The sequence below is a fragment of the Salipaludibacillus keqinensis genome, from assembly GCF_003226325.1.
Lineage (GTDB): Bacteria > Bacillota > Bacilli > Bacillales > Salisediminibacteriaceae > Salipaludibacillus > Salipaludibacillus keqinensis.
In genome coordinates this window covers 248,672-265,707 of sequence record NZ_PDOD01000003.1, presented here as the reverse complement: position 1 = coordinate 265,707, position 17,036 = coordinate 248,672, and the positions used below count along the sequence as shown (strand labels likewise).

Annotated in this window: 13 protein-coding genes; 5 read left to right on the top strand and 8 right to left on the bottom strand. The window is 40.3% G+C overall.

Going from position 1 to position 17,036, the window contains the following annotated elements:
* Positions 1-347 precede the first annotated feature (347 nt).
* The 3 genes from CR194_RS13510 to CR194_RS13500 all read left to right on the top strand — a co-directional run bounded on the left by CR194_RS13510 (position 348) and on the right by CR194_RS13500 (position 4,112).
* Positions 348-2,180: a TcaA 3rd/4th domain-containing protein gene (locus tag CR194_RS13510; protein ID WP_110610220.1), complete on the top strand. Its 1,833-nt coding sequence runs from the start codon at positions 348-350 to the stop codon at positions 2,178-2,180.
* A 21-nt stretch (positions 2,181-2,201) separates the two neighbouring features.
* On the top strand, positions 2,202-2,984 hold the full coding sequence (locus CR194_RS13505; RefSeq protein WP_158282267.1) for a zinc ribbon domain-containing protein: 783 nt from the start codon (positions 2,202-2,204) through the stop codon (positions 2,982-2,984).
* Between the two features lie 339 nt (positions 2,985-3,323).
* Positions 3,324-4,112, top strand: coding sequence for a PAS domain S-box protein (locus CR194_RS13500; protein WP_110610218.1), 789 nt, complete (start codon positions 3,324-3,326; stop codon positions 4,110-4,112).
* A 912-nt stretch (positions 4,113-5,024) separates the two neighbouring features.
* On the opposite strand, the gene CR194_RS13495 is transcribed toward CR194_RS13500, so the two are convergent.
* On the bottom strand, positions 5,025-5,657 hold the full coding sequence (locus tag CR194_RS13495; protein ID WP_110610217.1) for a hypothetical protein: 633 nt from the start codon (positions 5,655-5,657) through the stop codon (positions 5,025-5,027).
* Between the two features lie 384 nt (positions 5,658-6,041).
* Here CR194_RS13495 and CR194_RS13490 point away from each other — a divergent pair, with 384 nt between their 5' ends.
* Positions 6,042-6,533, top strand: coding sequence for a hypothetical protein (locus CR194_RS13490; protein WP_110610216.1), 492 nt, complete (start codon positions 6,042-6,044; stop codon positions 6,531-6,533).
* A 196-nt stretch (positions 6,534-6,729) separates the two neighbouring features.
* Here CR194_RS13490 and CR194_RS13485 read toward each other — a convergent pair whose 3' ends face one another.
* The 6 genes from CR194_RS13485 to CR194_RS13460 form a co-directional block, all read right to left on the bottom strand.
* The gene (locus tag CR194_RS13485) at positions 6,730-9,420 is read right to left on the bottom strand and encodes a glycoside hydrolase family 2 protein (protein WP_158282266.1); all 2,691 of its coding nucleotides are present in this window, start codon (positions 9,418-9,420) and stop codon (positions 6,730-6,732) included.
* 17 nt (positions 9,421-9,437) lie between these two features.
* Positions 9,438-10,262, bottom strand: a complete 825-nt coding sequence (locus tag CR194_RS13480; RefSeq protein ID WP_110610214.1) for a carbohydrate ABC transporter permease — start codon at positions 10,260-10,262, stop codon at positions 9,438-9,440.
* A gap of 13 nt (positions 10,263-10,275) precedes the next feature.
* Positions 10,276-11,208 (bottom strand): carbohydrate ABC transporter permease, encoded by a 933-nt coding sequence (locus CR194_RS13475; RefSeq protein WP_233254361.1) that lies wholly within the window; start codon positions 11,206-11,208, stop codon positions 10,276-10,278.
* Positions 11,209-11,271: 63 nt separating this feature from the next.
* The gene (locus tag CR194_RS13470; RefSeq protein WP_110610213.1) at positions 11,272-12,549 is read right to left on the bottom strand and encodes an ABC transporter substrate-binding protein; all 1,278 of its coding nucleotides are present in this window, start codon (positions 12,547-12,549) and stop codon (positions 11,272-11,274) included.
* Positions 12,550-12,691: 142 nt separating this feature from the next.
* Positions 12,692-13,621 (bottom strand): ArsR/SmtB family transcription factor, encoded by a 930-nt coding sequence (locus tag CR194_RS13465; RefSeq protein ID WP_110610212.1) that lies wholly within the window; start codon positions 13,619-13,621, stop codon positions 12,692-12,694.
* Positions 13,622-13,899: 278 nt separating this feature from the next.
* Entirely contained in the window at positions 13,900-14,640 is a 741-nt protein-coding gene (locus CR194_RS13460; protein WP_110610211.1) for an HI0074 family nucleotidyltransferase substrate-binding subunit, read from the bottom strand.
* Between the two features lie 339 nt (positions 14,641-14,979).
* Between CR194_RS13460 and CR194_RS13455 the strand changes: the two genes are divergently transcribed.
* Entirely contained in the window at positions 14,980-15,534 is a 555-nt protein-coding gene (locus CR194_RS13455; protein ID WP_110610210.1) for a phosphatase PAP2 family protein, read from the top strand.
* A gap of 460 nt (positions 15,535-15,994) precedes the next feature.
* Here the strand turns inward: CR194_RS13455 and CR194_RS13450 are convergent, their stop codons facing one another.
* On the bottom strand, positions 15,995-16,714 hold the full coding sequence (locus CR194_RS13450) for an HAD family hydrolase (RefSeq protein ID WP_269845720.1): 720 nt from the start codon (positions 16,712-16,714) through the stop codon (positions 15,995-15,997).
* Positions 16,715-17,036: the final 322 nt, after the last annotated feature.

The window sequence follows — 17,036 nt, the reverse complement described above, 5'->3', positions numbered from 1 at the left end:
AATGGATATGATTTCTTCTCCTAAAAAAGCATTGCCTCTACTCTACCATTTTTATCAATTTTTATGATGTTTTTCTAACAATCATTCGTTTTTTCTCACGATACGAAATAAAACGTAAACATCTTTCGACAAAATTTTCAACTTCATCTTTATCATGACGCATGCTAAAAGGCTCAGTTATAACAGTCTTTCGCAAGTTATTTGTAAGTGTATGGAATTACAAATTTCGACACACCATAGATGAATCTTTAGTCATGATACTATTGTAATGATAGTGAAGATATAGAATAATAATAAAGGCCTAAAGACTTAATATTTTAACTAAATAAACCAAAGGAGAGATTTTAATGGTTTTTTGTACCAGTTGTGGAGAGAAATTAGATCCGCATTCTTCCTTCTGCCAAGCATGTGGGACGAAACACGAAAGTTCCCCTTCAAAAAATAACCAGGATTTATCCAGTGAATTATCAGCTTCTGAGCGTCCGACACCACCAAGTGCGCCTCCTTCGCAAGTTACCTTTACGAAGAAGCAAAAGAAAATAGCCGCAGGAGTTGCTAGCGTATTCATTTTAGGATTTGGCCTTTTTAAAGTTGGTGAATCTCTAACTGATGGTGAGAAAGTGGCCTCTGGTTTCCAGGATGCTGTGATAGAGCAAGATACCGAAGCTGTCTTAGACTATTTAACAGTAGAGAACTGGGATGGAGAATTGACCAAAGACCATGCGAATGAACTCATTAAGTACTTTCATACAGACACCTCCACCCTTGGCACATTTGAAAATTATATTGACGAGCAGATCTTCCGTCTGAATTCACATGATAATGCTGCATCCGCTGAATATGGATCTGGGTATTCCGGGTTGGAATCACTCTCTTTCCAACAAACAGGGAAATCCCTGTTTGTTTACGATAAGTACGAATTTACACTAGATACCTTTCCCCTCCTTGTTTATACGAACCACCAGGACACGGAATTTTTAGTAAATGGTGATGAGGTCGAGAAACGCGCTACGCAGGAAGGCTATTATTCTTTAGGGAAGTTTCCACCTGGCACATATGATATTTCAGGATTATTAGAAACAGAGTTTGTGGAGTTGGATACGGAAACATCTGTCTATCATTTTTACCAAGACAGTCCCATTGATGTCACATTTAATCTTCATGAAGTATACATAGATTCAAATGTGGAAGGTGCAACATTATTTGTCAATGATAGCGAAACCGATGTCATAACTTCTCCAGATGGTGAACTTTTTGGCCCTGTCGTACTAGATGGATCTCTACATGTTCATCTTGAAAAAGAGACACCATTCGGCTCTTTATCTACGGAAGCTGTTCCTCTTGAAGGTGATTATTACGAGTATTCCTTGGACTTCTCTTTCCCTTCATCCATTCTTGAGGAAGCTATCGAAGATCTTTCCAGTGAGTTAACAGATAGCTATGAGCTGTTAAAAACGGGGAACTCTGATGTAGAGGTTTTAGAGTCTATAAAGTTATATACCGACGGTCATTACCTGTTAAACCACCATGACACTTGGCGTTTGTTCATCGATTCAGAAGAACAATGGCAACGAGAAGTTTCCACATGGTTTAGTAATTCGACCACCATTCAAGAAGAAACTGATTATAAAAGTTACACGCTGATTTTTTCAGAAGAAGAAGGCACTTGGGGACTAGAGGAATATTTCAGTCTGAGCAATCTGTCTACTGAAGGTGAATCTTATTCAAAATTAACGATTAGTGATGATGAAATGGTTTCGGAAATGATGGAAGAGGATACTTTAGCCGCTTACCGTGAGGATATCGACGAAGAGTTGCATTCGTTATTTCATAACTTCTTAGATGAATATAGCAAAGCAACGAGAAGTGAAGACACGTATGAAGTTTTAACTTACATTGACGAAGATTCCTCTTCTTATGAGGAAAAGGTTCGTAATCAAATTCATGAATTCATAGAAGAAGATACCCAAAGGTCCTATTTAGATGTTAGTTTGATTGACTATTCTTCTGATGACGATCTCGTCTATGACGTTTCCATTCAAGAAACTTTTAATCTCAATGAAAACGACACGAAATTCTCTAAAGAAAAAGAGTACACTTTCGAAGTAAAACTAACGAATGAAGGTTTCAAGATCATCGACCTTCTTGAAAGCGAAATACTAAACAAAGAAGAAATTTAATTTATTAGGAGGCTATTTATGATGCATTGTCCAAGTTGCGGAAAAGAAAATACAAGTGAAGCTAAATTTTGTGGGGGATGTGGCTATTCTCTAAGTTCAGCTGCGCCTCAAAACGAACCACAAGTCCAGGCAGCTAGTGAAACAGCTGCTACAGTAAGTACCCAACCTTTATCAGAAAATCACTACGTGAAACAAGGAAAAGTAGTCGGTAAAATGTTCGGTGGGTTTTTTGTAGCATCGTTAAAAGCACCGTTTAAACACGCCAAAACCATTCAGGAAGCCACGATGACAAATGGTCTTATCGCTTTCTTTCTATTTTCTTTGTTATTTCCATTAATCTCGTACATTGAAGCTCGACGTATTGCGATTACCGGAAGTGTACCCTTTGGTTCAATCGTGGTTTCACCAACGATCGTGATGTTCCTTGCCCTTTTAACAATGGCAGGCGTGATCCTCATTTCTCTCAAATTAATGCAGGTGAACGCAAGTTATAAGGTTTTAGTGAATCGTCTCGGAAGCCTTCTTTCATTACCGATTGCCCTCTTAGGCGTTTCATTTTTGTTTAGTTTGATGTCGATGACGTTATTATCGATGTTGTTCATGATCCCAGTATTTATCATCGTACCTATTTCCATTTACGGAGTCATCTTCTCTTATGATAATACGTTATCGACAGGGCTCGATCCCTTTTACGGGGTCCTTACAACGATGATTGGATTCACTATCATTTCCGTTGTTGTTTTCATGGTCGCTATTGATTCCATGATCAATCGAGTTCTTGATTCTGTCCCATTCTTATTTTAATCAATACGCCTAACATTTTGTAATGAAACCGCACATGAATGGAGCTCTTATTTATTAGTTCTTTTAATAGATAACAGTCAATCATGAGCGGTATTTTATTTGTTTTTTTGCGGACTGAGTTTGCTTTAATCGATCTTAAAAGAGACGTCCCATTTCGCTAGGCGAAACTTTACATTTGATGGGAGGAATTATTTTAAAGAGGGGGTTGCCAAGGGGACGGTTCTTTCGGTCGAACCAGAAGAACCGTCCCCTCGGTCCACTTGTTTCCATTTTTTTGTTTCAATCAGTCTAGTAATTGGGTATTATAAGAGGAGATGACTTTTTATAGAGGAGTTTCATATGTTTAAAGAAATGATGGATTTATTTGAAGAGAGTATTATTATTACGAACAAAAATTTACACATTTTATATGCGAACCAATCTTACTTAACATTATTCGATATGACCTTTGAAGAATTAAAGGGGAAACATCTCCATGAAATTTTTCCTGACACTTCTGATGAGAGTCGTGTGACTTCTCAAGCGATGAAAGCAAAAGAAAACATGAATTTCAGGAAAGTGCATATGGAATGGAGAGGCCGGAAAATGGTGTTAAGAGTTCAGACAAAAATTCATTATGATGAGCAAAATGAAATTGAATTTGTCATGACTCAGATTGAAGACGTCACCGATGACGTGAAAAAACAAGAAGAACGAGAAGCAACGATCAAGGAGATGACCGTCAACATCATCCCAATGACAAAAGAAGTGGGAATCTTACCGCTTCAATCCATTAATACAGAAGACCAAAAAGATATTATCATTGATCATACATTAGAACAATGCCGTGATTTAAACATTCAATACCTAGCCATTGACTTGTCTTCGTTGCATGCCATTGACGAACAGCTCGCCTATATTATTGAACAGCTGTTAAGTACGTTAAAGTTACTTGGCGTCGAAGTATTTCTTTCAGGCATTCATCCGAAAATCGTCCCGTCCATTCATAGCAGATACACATATTTATCCAAGTATTCAACCCACCAGACACTTCACCAGGCGATCAACGAGTTGCTTCGGAACACAAACGTAGCAGTGGATCACACACCTGGTAGAACCAGAAACCTATTTCAGCCATCATATAAATAAATGAATGCTTTGATCATTCTTATATAGCCAGCTACATCCATCTCAATGAAGCCGAAACCTTATACCGGCCTTCGTTGAGATTTTTTTTGACCAAGGGTTAACCAAGGGGGACGGTTCTTTCGGTCAACGATCGTCTTTTCGGTTAAATTTCATCATATGTAAACCCCTATCCTTTTTAGTTTAAGTCAGAGATTGTCCACACCAATGAGTTTAATTTATTTACCACAAGAACCGTCCCCGCGGTTTGTCGAAACTTCTCGTACGATTAGCAAATTTCGATAAATTACCTATTATATAATCAAGATAACTATATTTTTAGTCCTTTAGAGGGGGGTCTATTAATTATGCCTTACTTGAATTTCAAACGAATGTGGACACCACTGGAGTTTTTTGGTGTGAAATTTTACAGAGAGCAAGAAAGTAAGAAGCTTTATCGAAAGACGAAGGATGGTCGATTCAAAAAATTCGGTAGGAACTAGATCGTTCCACTAACGAGAATTCAGAACTCTGTCTGAATTCTTTTTCTTTATTTTCTTCTTAACCTCTACAGCTTTTGCAAGATCCTTCTCGTCGAATAATGACGAAATTTCAGTAAAATTTAGCATTTTATCAATAAAATACCTATGGTACAATTATATATGTAAATTTTTTAGTCCATTGGGGGGAGGTCTATTACATATGCCTTACATGAATCTTAAACGAATCTGGACTCCAATGGAATTTATTGGGGTAAAGCTTTATAGGGATCAAGAAAGCAAGAAGTTCTATCGGAAGACGAAGAAAAGTCGATTCAAAAAAATGTGGTAGGATCTAGATCGATCCACTAAAGAGACTTCAGACTTCGCCTGAATTCTCTTTTCTGTCTTCCTCATATTTTTATGGAAACGATTGGACTTTCCATAAATATCATACTTAAAAACTGCCTAAGGCTTTTTCTATCAAAGCATTTTTTCTTTTGCTTTTATCTTCATCGAACTGCTCCTTTACAACGATGGCATGATCATGACTATACCCATGACTGCGTAATTCGGTCGTTAAAGACTGATAGAGTTGACCAAATGCTTGATCTACTTGTTCCTCTAACTCCTTAGCTTCTTGATAATATGTTGAGTAAAAATAGATGATCGATATCGTTTCTCCGTTGTCCCTTTTCTGTTGGTAGTCTTTATAGGCTTGGCTCACTAGTTCATCTAATTGATCATCTGCATCTTTTTTCAGCTGCAGAATGGATTCTTCATACTGTTCTAAGATTTCTGTTTCACTGGCCGATCGCCGGTCACTGTATTTTTCTCCTTTCGCAGAGACGACGCCCCATTCTCCATCCGCATCTCCAACTGGCATCATCCCTTCAAGCTCCTGCCTAAAAATATGATTATTTTCCTCTGTCACCTCGGTAACCTCTTTTAAATCAAGTAGGCCCTCGCCTTGGACAATTTCCTCTACAGTGTCATTTGCACGATGATCCTCAAACAAAGCATACACAGAAAAAGCACCACTTATAATAACTGCAAATAAACCAAACAATAGACCGTATCTCTTTTCCATCTGATCATCACCTATGTAATATTTGGCACTATTATGACCTTCTTACTCCGCTTGCATACTGATCCGTACTTAGATGGAAGGAGTTCCTTTCCCATACACCCTACTTTTAACACTCCACCGCACTGAGATCAGTCTCCTCTAATAAATTTCTTTCAACAATTCACTACAAAATTAGACGTCTCTATGAACCTTGTTCATCGACTAAACCGTTATGAATAGCGCAAATTTGATTTACTTTAACGGTTCCCTCTCACGTAAAACGTAGAAAAAGTCGACATATGTAAAACGATTTAAAAAGGGAGTTTGTTTCTTTTGTAGAAATGATATAGCAATAGGAAAATAAGCGAAGGAAAATCGCTACTATCAAAAAAGGGAGTGAGTGGGATGTTTAAGTGGGTTCCTCATAAAGAGCAATATTCTTGCGAAAGAAAGCTGATGAAGGTCATGAAACGGTTGAAGATCAAGGATTATATTTACAATTGGGACCGCACCAGTTGCTTTATTGAATTTGGCTACCTGGACAACTCTTACAGGTTAGAACACTCGCTGCAAAAAGCTAAGGAAAAAGGAATGGTCATGTTAAAAAACGGTTTGGACTGCATGAATCACTTAATCCAATCGTTAGAAGATTTGAGTAATATCATTGAAAGAGGGACGTACAAACTGGAAATGTGGCTATCGAGCATGAAGAAGACATCTTTGGAAGAAGAAACGGACGCGTTTTTAGAAGAAGTCCATATCAGATATTCATCTTCAGGGAAACAAAATCTTCCCAACTACTATCGAAATGAAGAATTTACACAAGCCTCTCAAGAGTCATCTTTAGATGATTACGATCCAGACCAGTTTATTTTGCGCGGGAAGCGTAAGGTTTAGGGGATTAACCGGGGGGGCGGTTCTTAAAAGGATCAGTCTGAAATTTTGTCACAAAAAAACGACCTAAACGTGATAATTAATCACGTTTAGGTCGTTTTTATCTTGCCCAAAATTCCGATTAATCCTTTCCCCTAGCCATTCTTAACCACGAGAACCGTCCCCTCGGTAACTGCAACCACGAGAACCGTCCCTCCGGTCACCCGCGAACGATCTGTTGGATGAGATGCTCGGTTAACGGATTGGTTTTCAACGTTTGTAAGAGTTTCCACGTTGTTACATAGACTGTACCGGTGCCTACTTTTTGGCGGATGAAGGTGCCGCCCATTTGACCGAGCCATCCTTCGAAATAAATTCCGAGGAGATCGCTATTTTCGGCGTATTGACTATTCCCGAACATGTAAACGGTTCGGCCGCCTGCCTTACTGTAGTTGGAAAATGGCACAACGTAATCAGGATAAATGCCTTCCATTTCCCAGCCCATTTCTTTTCTTAGTGGTAGATCGCCAAAAAAGGTTGTGTCTACTGATTGCATCGAGGAGGTTCGTTGCCAGCTTTCCGCTGGAGGAAGCTCCTTGAAAGAGAAAAATCCTTTTTCGTCGATGTCGTCGCCCGCTTCTGCAAAAAACAAAACGGTCTTCCCATCCCTAGCCCCTTGTTCCACTTCTGCTGACCACTCTGACGTAAACACGATGTCCGCTTCATCGATCGATTCAACAGCTGTGGCCCCACGTCGTTCAAGTGCATCAACAATTTCTATAGATAAAGATACTGGCCAGAATCGATAGTTGAACTGGCTAACCGCCGGGGCGAACATCAACTCCTCATACACACCCCATTTAGTCCCGTCACTTTCTGAGAACTGAATATGAATCTCTTTTAATTCAGGACGATCCATATGCGGAACGGTAAATTGAATCGGTTGCTCTATTCGAATCACCGGATCGCCATTCACATCTACTGGAAGAGTCCCTTGGAGAGAAGTGCCGGGAATTTCCCACGTTACGTCTCCCTTCAAAGGTCGATTACTGTGATTAGAAAGGATGAGGTCGACTGTAATGTTCTCTCCTGACCATGCATTTCTTTTAGATATGTCAGCGATCACAGCTACTTCCCCGTTAAAGGATTGCATCTCTTCGGCTAGAAATTTCGGTTGGCGCAAATAGTCTAACCAGCCGTTGGTTTCCCACTCTACATCTGTAAATTCCGTGACAACATACCCCGTTAACCCTTCACGTTTTCTCATTTCTTGAATTAATGATTTGACCCCTCGGAACATTCTTTTTCTCGAGGTTTCAGCGAGATCCTCGAAATCTTTGAAAATCTTGTTCAATCCAAATTTATCAAAATGGCTATCGGCTGTTTTCGGAGATTTATAATCTTCGCTATGGGTTTCATCCCCTTGGTTCAAAAACCACCACGGTTCTCCGCCATAATGTTCTTTCATTCTTTTGACGCTAGGGAGTCCCCACATCCCGAATTCCGACACGATGACCGGCTCGTTTCTTGATTGATACCCGGTGACGAAGTTTGCTTCATTGTGGCCGATAATAAACGAATCGAGATCGTGCTCCCATTCGTTTTTTTGCTCAGGTAATGTGAAATATCGATGATAGTCATTCACATCTGTTTTCACATGGATCCAGCCAGAATTATCACAAATTAAGCGAGAGGAATCGATTCGTTTTGTCCTTTCATACAAATCATAGACGTGCGTTTGTTTCTCATTGTCCTTTGAGAGCGTCCATTCCAGGCCCCACTCTTCGTTATATAAAGACCAAATAATAATCGAAGGATGATTGTAATCTCTTTCGATCATCGCTTCCAAATCTTGCTCGAATCTTTTCGTCGCTTGCTTCGTCCATTTAATATAGTTCGGTGGTTCAGCCCAAATCAACATGCCCATCCGATCTGCCCAATACAGATATCTAGGAATTTCAATTTTGATGTGTTTTCTAAGCATGTTTAGGCCCATGTTTTTTGCTTCATTGATTTCATTAATAATATACTCATCAGACGGGGCCGAATAGATCGTATCCGGATAGTAGGCCTGATCAAGTGCCCCGCGGATGTACAGTGGCTGGTGATTCAAATAAAGCGTCCCGTCTTGAAACGATACTTGGCGCATACCGAACACCGCGGAGTTCATATCTCCTCCTCGGATCTTCGCTACCAGTTGATAGAGCGCAGGATGGTCAGGGGACCACAAGTCCGCCCCTTTCATTGGGAAAACACACGTGGTTTGTTTATTGGATAAAGTTACTTGAATAGAAGAACCCATCGGTACATTATCCGGGTATGTTGCACACGTGATGTCAACCAACATTGGCTCTGATGGAATGTTTGACAACGTGACTGTTACTTCCGCTTCTTCCTTATCGATACTCGGCGTGACATGAATGTTTTCAATAAATAGCTCTGGTTTCTCCTCTAGCCAAACATCTTGCCAAATACCGCTAACTCTCGTGTACCAACTTCCTTGTTTACCGATAGGAATTTCTGCATTATCTTGAGGGTCGAATACTCTTAAGACCACCCGTTGCTCCCCTGTTTGATTCAGCTTATCCGTAATATCAAAGGAAAAAGGAGTGAATCCGCCTTCGTGTCGACCTACATAGCGTCCATTTATCCAGATGATCGCTTCGTAATCGACTGCTCCAAAATGAATAAATAGCTTTTTATCAGGATCTGGTTTATCTATCGAAATCACTTTTTCGTACCAAGCTGCGCCTGTGTAATGAACAAGTTCTCCACCTTCACGCTGCCAAATATGCGGCACGTTTACTTCTAATCCGGGTGGAAGTCCTTGATGCCAGGAGTCCATTTCCCCAGACTTCGTCGGATCCATTTTGAATGCCCATGTCCCATTAAGGTCAATTGTTTTTCTCATAAGTGTCCCCTCCGTCATTACTTGATGCCTGTCATGGCAATCCCTTTAATGATTTGTTTTTGGAAAATTAGAAAGAAGATTAAAGCTGGAATACTGGCTAGCACATTGGCTGCCATCGGCACGGTCAAATCAACTGTAAAGCTGCTTTGAAAAGTTGGAATGGCAACCGGTAACGTCATCATACTTTGGTCATTGGCGACGAGTAACGGCCAAAGGAAGTTGTTCCAAGATTGAACAAACACAAAGATTGCGAGTGCCGCCATCGAAGTTCTAGAAAGAGGTAAAAAGATACTCCACCAAATTCTCAAAAGATTGGCGCCATCGATTTTAGCCGCTTCCATAAGATCATTTGGAATCGCGTCATAGAATTGCTTTAATATTAATACGCCTAAAGGTAACGCAATACCTGGAAGAATGAGCGCAGGGTAACTGTTTACCCAGCCAAACCTGACAATCAGTTCATATAACGGAACGATGGTTGCTTCGACCGGTACCATCAATCCGGCTAATATAAGTAAAAAGATGAACGTTTTCCCCTTAAAAGCGATACGAGAAATGGCAAATGCCGCAAGAGAACTTAACAAAAGTGTACTGGCTGTTTGAACGATCCCGACAATGACACTGTTCAGCGTCCATCTCCAGATCATCGAAGATTCCTGCACCCTTATATAACTTTCCACTCCATAAGGTGGAGTAAGTAACTCACTAATCACAGTGACGACGGAATTAATCGGCTTAAATGAAACCCAAAACATCCATATGATTGGGATCAGCATGAAAGCTACCAGCCCGTAAGCGACGATGTAAACAGTTAAACGGCCTGCACTGAATCTATTTTTCATTCAGACTCCCCCCTTAATCTTCCTTCTTGATGAGTAGTTTATATTGGATAAATGCAAAGATCATCATGACTAAAAACAGGACGTAGGATACAGCCGACGCATAGCCAGGGTTCCAATTTCTGAAGCCCAGTTCGTAAATATACTGCACGAGTGGCCGTGTTGACGTACCTGGACCCCCGCCTGTCATCAGCCACGGTTGACCAAATAATTTAAATGATGCGACTGATTGCAAAATCACGACTAAAGTTAACACACCGCGTAAGGAGGGGAGGGTAATATGCCAAAATTTTTGCCAAGCGTTGGCCCCATCCATATCAGCTGCTTCATACCATTCTTCAGAAATATCTTGAAGACCAGCCAAGAATAACACCATGTTAAAACCAACGGTCCACCAAAGTGTCGCTACTAAAATGGATAACCAGGCAAGCCCCGTTTCTCCTAACCAAAAAATTTCTCCGTCGATCAATCCCACCGATCGTAAAATTTCATTTAATAGCCCTGTATACGGTTGGAAAATAAAGACGAAAATGCTTGTCATGACAGAGATGGAAAGCATGTATGGAACGAAGAAAGCCGCCCGTATAAAGGTCGTCCCCTTCAAACCTTGGTTGACTAGCAAGGCCATTAAAAGACCTAATACAACAATGGACGGGGTAGAAATCAGCACGAAAATGATCGTATTCCACAGAGCTTCCCAGAAGAAAGCATCCGATAGCATGGTCGTGTAATTACTTAATCCGATAAATTCTCTATCCATTCCGAATCCGCCACGGGTCAAGCTAATAATAAACCCTTCAATGATCGGATAAACCATAAATAAAAGATATAAAGACACAAATGGAAAGAGAAACAGCCAAGCAGTCAAGTTTGATTTCCACATCTCTCGCTTTTTCACTTTGGACATTGGCACTTTTTCCTTCGCTTCAACCTCTGCTAATTTAGACAACGTTTAGGCACCTCCTACTAATAAAGATGAGGGGAGCAAGTAGTTTTGCTTCCCCTCATTTAATTAATTTTGGTCAATCGCGTTTTGAGCGTTTGTTTCCGCTGCTTCCAATCCTTCTTCAGGAGTCATATCACTATTGAGCACTTGAGAAAACTGCTGAATCATCACATCATTGACCGCTCCTAAGGATGGATGGTTTGGCATATATTCCACATCGGCCAAAACTTCTGCGTAACCAGGTCGGTACTCTAGTTCTAGATATTCTTCAGATTCCAAGATGGACGGTTTCGATGGAACGTGTCCTGCCTGAGCCCAGTATGCTCCATGATCTGCCAACCAGTCTGCGAACATCAACGCTGCTTGTTTCTGTTCTTCATCGTCTTGCGACGGGAGAATCAACGTATGAGAGTCGCCCCAAGTCTTTGCGTCATCAAACAGCTGAGGAATGGGACTAGCTCCAAACTCCAGTCCTTCTTCTTGCTCGTAATTCCCTGTCGCCCATACACCTGCAAAGTTAAATGCGGCTCTTCCTGAACGGAACAAATCATAAGCGTTATTCACATTTTTAGGCCATAACTCCTCGTTGACCATGTCTTCCATCGCTGTTAGCGCTTCCAAACCTTCTTGACTATTCATCACGGCTTGATCGTCTTCGATATACGTACCACCTAGCTGACTATTCAATGTATACCAAATCCAGAACGGGTAAACTTCGTTTGTATTTGATACAAATGGGAATTCACCATCAGAAACGTTTTCGTTGATCGTTCTTAAATCTTCAATAAATTGATCCATGCCACCATCAAGCTCATACTCCCCGTCTTCATTTAGAAGCCCGGCTTCTTCAAGATATTCTTTGTTATAATACATAATCAATGCATGGGCATCTAAAGGAATGGCATAATGTTGATCATCAAAAATGGTTGCATTGACTTGATTTTCACTGAACTCTGACCAATCGACTTCAGCTGCCTCTACTAAATCATCGAGAGGTTCCACATTGCCACTAGGAATTAATTCGATTAGTCGCGACGCATGGGAAATCGCTACGTCTGGACCACTTTGTGAATTCATCGCTGTTCGGAGCTTCGTATAATACTCATCCCACTCAACGTTCAGCATACTAACATTCACATTTTCGTGTTCGTCGTTAAACTGTTGAACCATGCTCTCCATGAACTCACCGTCACCACCGCTGAAAGGTACCCAATAATCAAGTTCCACATTTGAAGCGCTTTCATTATTTGCCGCACTTAAATTCTCTTCCTCTTCTGCTCCTCCACACGCAACAAGACTGATAACCATGACCGACAAAAACATTGTCAAAAATAAGTTCTTCACTTTTGTTTCCCCCTTAAAGTAAATTGTCGAACTATTGTGAATTCATTGTAACACCTTTAATTGTTTTATTCAACTTTTTTCGGTAATAAAAATGAAAAAAATCTGCCTTTTTAGAAAAGACAGATAATTAAGCGACATATGGTTAGGATGGGTTATTCTGGCTGTACCGTAGGGTCATTAGCAAATCTTGGTCGTAATTCCCAAACTTGGAACCGAATAAATTAAGTCCACCTTTATTTAGTGCATCTTCTTTTATTCCAATTTTTACAGAAATAAAAGGAGTGTCTTGAATGTTCAAATCTTCAATAGTGGATGGCAAATCCAATTTCAACCCGTCTAAAAAACAACCATCTTGCGTGATTTTAAACTGTTTTAGCATGCCGTATTGTGTGTAATTTTTAAGCCACCAGTGCGGTGTCAAGAAACCTCGCTCGCCACCGAAGTCACTGGGCGAGGTCCAGGTGCCAATTTCAATGCCATTGACCCAAACGGTAATATCCGAAGGCCAGTCCATTTTATGGTAAGGTGCTTCAGAGCACAATTCTGCAATAAATTCGAGTTCTGTCGCGCTAGCACCATGAGGCAATCGGTTCGGGAAACGGTACTCCACAAACCCATCTCTGAAAAACAACAGTTGTGCCTGTTTTTTCTCTGGTTCATAAAAAGAACGGGGATCATCCTGCATGCCAATGTAATCATGCTCACCTACGATTCCACAATTCGGTTTAATCTGGCAATCAACAAACTCACCGATGGGCATTTCCATCACCGTCTCATTTTTTCTTTCTCCATTCTCTGTCTGATAGAACTCAATCATGATTCTGTCATAATTGATTGTATTGACTTTTTGCGTCCCTCGCCCCGGGACCAATTCTGTTGAAATTAACTTGACGTCCTCTAGTTTTTTCACATTTGCCGCGGTGGTAGAGAAAGGGAGATTTAATTTCTCCGCAAGCTCATTCACATTGTGAGGTTTTTCACTAAGTATTTTAAGAATTTTCATTCTATGCTGGTTCGCAATCGCTTTACTTATCTCCAACGCATTATCGAAATTCAAGGTCAATGTTTTCATATCTACTCATCCCTTTTTATAACAGCTTTTCTTATTATAATTATACAACGACGAGCATATTCTGACCAGTGGGGTGACCGCAGGGACGGTTCTTCTGGTCAGTCGGAAGTTTTGCTGCATAAAAACGACCTGAACGTGATGATTGATGACGTTCAGGTCGTTTTTCATATGGTGGATAAGCACGCAAGATTTGCGATCGTCGTGCTAGCGATTTGGGTCTTCATTGGTCTGAGAAATCATGGGTGAACCAAGAGAACCGTCCCCCCGGCCATCGCCGGCTATTCTTCCAGAAGACGCTTTTTTAGTTCAACTAACAAGTGGTCAAAGAGAACGATATACTCCTCTTTCACATGCTTATAAATCTCTAAAGCAATCTCTTCATCGTACGTATGAGAGGTGCGATTTCTGTCCTCTAACATTTTTAGCCACTTTTCGCCTTCCTGAATGATTCCGTCTTTAAACGCTTGCCTCATCACCTTTCTTGGGCTAGTCACTTCAAGATGACCATCATATTCTAGGTAGGCTTTCATCAGCTTCCAAGAGAGTTCATAAGTAAATTCAAAACGCTGAATTGTCGCATCAATCACTATATCATCCAGTTTAGGATCCCTCTCTAGACTTTCATGAAGTTTTTTATTAGCCTTTTCTAAATCTCCATATTTGGTTTTAAGTTTATTCATGTGATCAATCACCTTCCCTTCAGGACTAGTTGAAAAGATCGTTTCGCTTTCTGTATCAATGTCATGTTTTAACTTATCGTTACTTATTGCATTATAATCAAGCACATCTATGCAATAAATAATACGTTCTTGAGAGAGCCGATCCTGAATTTGATATAATTGTTCGCTATTTTTTCGAAAAACAATGGCTAAATCTATATCCGAAGTTCGTTTGTAATCTCCCCTTGCCCGGGAACCAAATATCATAACCTTTTCAACGATATCTGCAAAACTTTGAAAAACATCAATGATCTTATAAAAATCATTTCTACTTAAACCATACCAATTGTTAGTAGTCATCGACGTTTCTCACCACACTTCTCATCTGATTTAATTAAGTTACTTCTATTCTATACCTATATCCACTTAAGTTAAACCAAAACCGGGGAAACCAGGGGGACGGTTCTCCCGACCAGTTCAGTCAGTTAGTAATCGGGCTTACGAATCAACCGCTCCCCTTTGCTAATCTCTCTTGATTCAAAATGTGTAATAAGTACTGTTTAATCTTGCTTAATACGTTCTCCTTCATTAAACTGTTACCATATCTCGAATCTTATCTTTTTAAAGCAAAATCACTCGAGCCAATCGAATCTTTAACTTTCAAACCACAAGAACCGTCCCTCTGGAAGGAGTGTGCTTATGCTGGAAGCTATTATTGACGCGGATAAACGTCTTTTTGAGAGATTGAATCAGGAATATTACATAGATTGGTTGGATCCAATCGTCGTATTTCTAACAGCCATAAGTGATGTAGGGCTATTTTGGTGGGTGATCGCGGCAATTCTCTTTTTATTTCATAAGCGTGTGGGGGGCTTTGTTGCGGGGCGGACCCTTGCTCTTAGCGTTGGAATTGTGTTTATTTTACAATCAATCATCAACCAATTCGTTCCACGTCCAAGGCCACCTTTATCCGAAGAAGGTGTGCGACTGTTGATCGAACCACCTCTGTCCAGTTCTTTCCCTTCGGCGCATGCAGCGACTTCCTTTGCGGCGATGACGACACTTGTATACTTTTTTCCAAGCGCAAAGTTCTGGGCAGTCCCTTTAGGCATCGTCTTTGCCTATTCGCGACTTTATGTAGGAGTTCATTTCCCGATCGACACGGTGGCTGGTTCACTGCTTGGAATCTTGACTGCTGCCATCATAATTAAGATAAGTCAACCGAGGGGACGGTTCTCCCGGTCAGTCAGCTAACTCTCTATCTAAGTCGGTAATCGTCCAAGTGATACGAATGTTCGGCCATGAGAACCGTCGCTCCGGTAATGTTTATACCTTTAAAATGACGTGGCGACTCATACCTGTCAGCCTAGATATTTGTCTTATTGACAACCCTTTTCCTTTTAACTTTTTTAAAAAGTGGTCTCGGGTTTCTTTGTCTAGTTTTTGCATATCAGTGCAATGATCGATATGACAGGTGCATTTAATAACCGCGATGGCTTCACTGTCTTTCATTCGGTGGTTTTCATGTGACCGCGGGGACGGTTCTTCCGGTTAGTAAACGGTGAATTTAAGCCCCTCTACTGCTAAATCCCCATCAATAATGTTTATTGAATTGAGTTTTATTTCTTTAGTATAAATTATGAGGACGGTTCTCTTTTGGCCACAAGAACCGTCCCTCCGGTCACCTCCGGTCATACTCGATTTATTGATTCTGTTATAAAAGAGGATTTAAAGGGCTAAACACGTCCAATAACTCTTTCGGGTGAGAAACGATTTTATCAGGTTGAATAGATTCATCCGATTGGTGTCGATTGCGATGATTCATCCAAATGGCATGCCATCCTACTTGTTTTGCACCGATGATATCATTCTCAAACGAATCGCCGATATAGACCGTTTTTGATTTATCTAATGAAAGTTTCTCTTCTATAAACTGAAACACCTGTTTCTTTGGTTTCGCATGTCCAATACTTCCCGAAATAAAGAAACGGTCTTCAGGAATCCATTTTGCTAGATTTAATTGCTCGATTTTCATCCTTTGATGATCTTCTCCCCCATTCGTAAGGACAGCCATCTGTTTGTTTCTACTCAATAACAGTTCTAGTAGTTTCTCTACGTCATCAAATAACGTTATTTTTTGTTGCTCCTCCAAATAAACTTCTTGGAATTCTATCGCCTTTTGATCACTCAACGATAAATCTATTTCCTGACAAGCAGCCGTCATACGGTAAATATGCATGTCTAATAAGGGCAGCTCCCCTCTTTGGCTTTTCTCAAATAAGACATCGCTATATTTTCGACTAGCGATATAGACCTTTTCTATTTCTTCCTCGGTAAAAGGTCCCTCAATCACCTTTCGAAATGCTTTTTTGAAAGGAATTGTTTGATCGTATAACGTGTCATCCACGTCAAAAATAATCGTATCCACTTTCATCAACCCTCTCTATCAATTTCATTTACATCATATCATTTCTTGTTGGAAAACTGCTGAGCTAACGTATTTTCAATTCCATGCAAATCCTCTTTAAAAAAACGGATGTGGATGAGATCTCAATCATTCGTATACTACCTCTTCCCTTTAATTGGAAGTAGTTTTTCTTAACGTCGGCATTTCTGTCCCAGCACGAGAGGCATCCGCTCGATTCACAATCATTACCTAATTCATGCAACAATCATTTATTAATTCGTGTCTCAATCTACATAGACTGCCACTTCATTTTTCCTCATAAATATTCAATGGACAATTCAAATCCGAC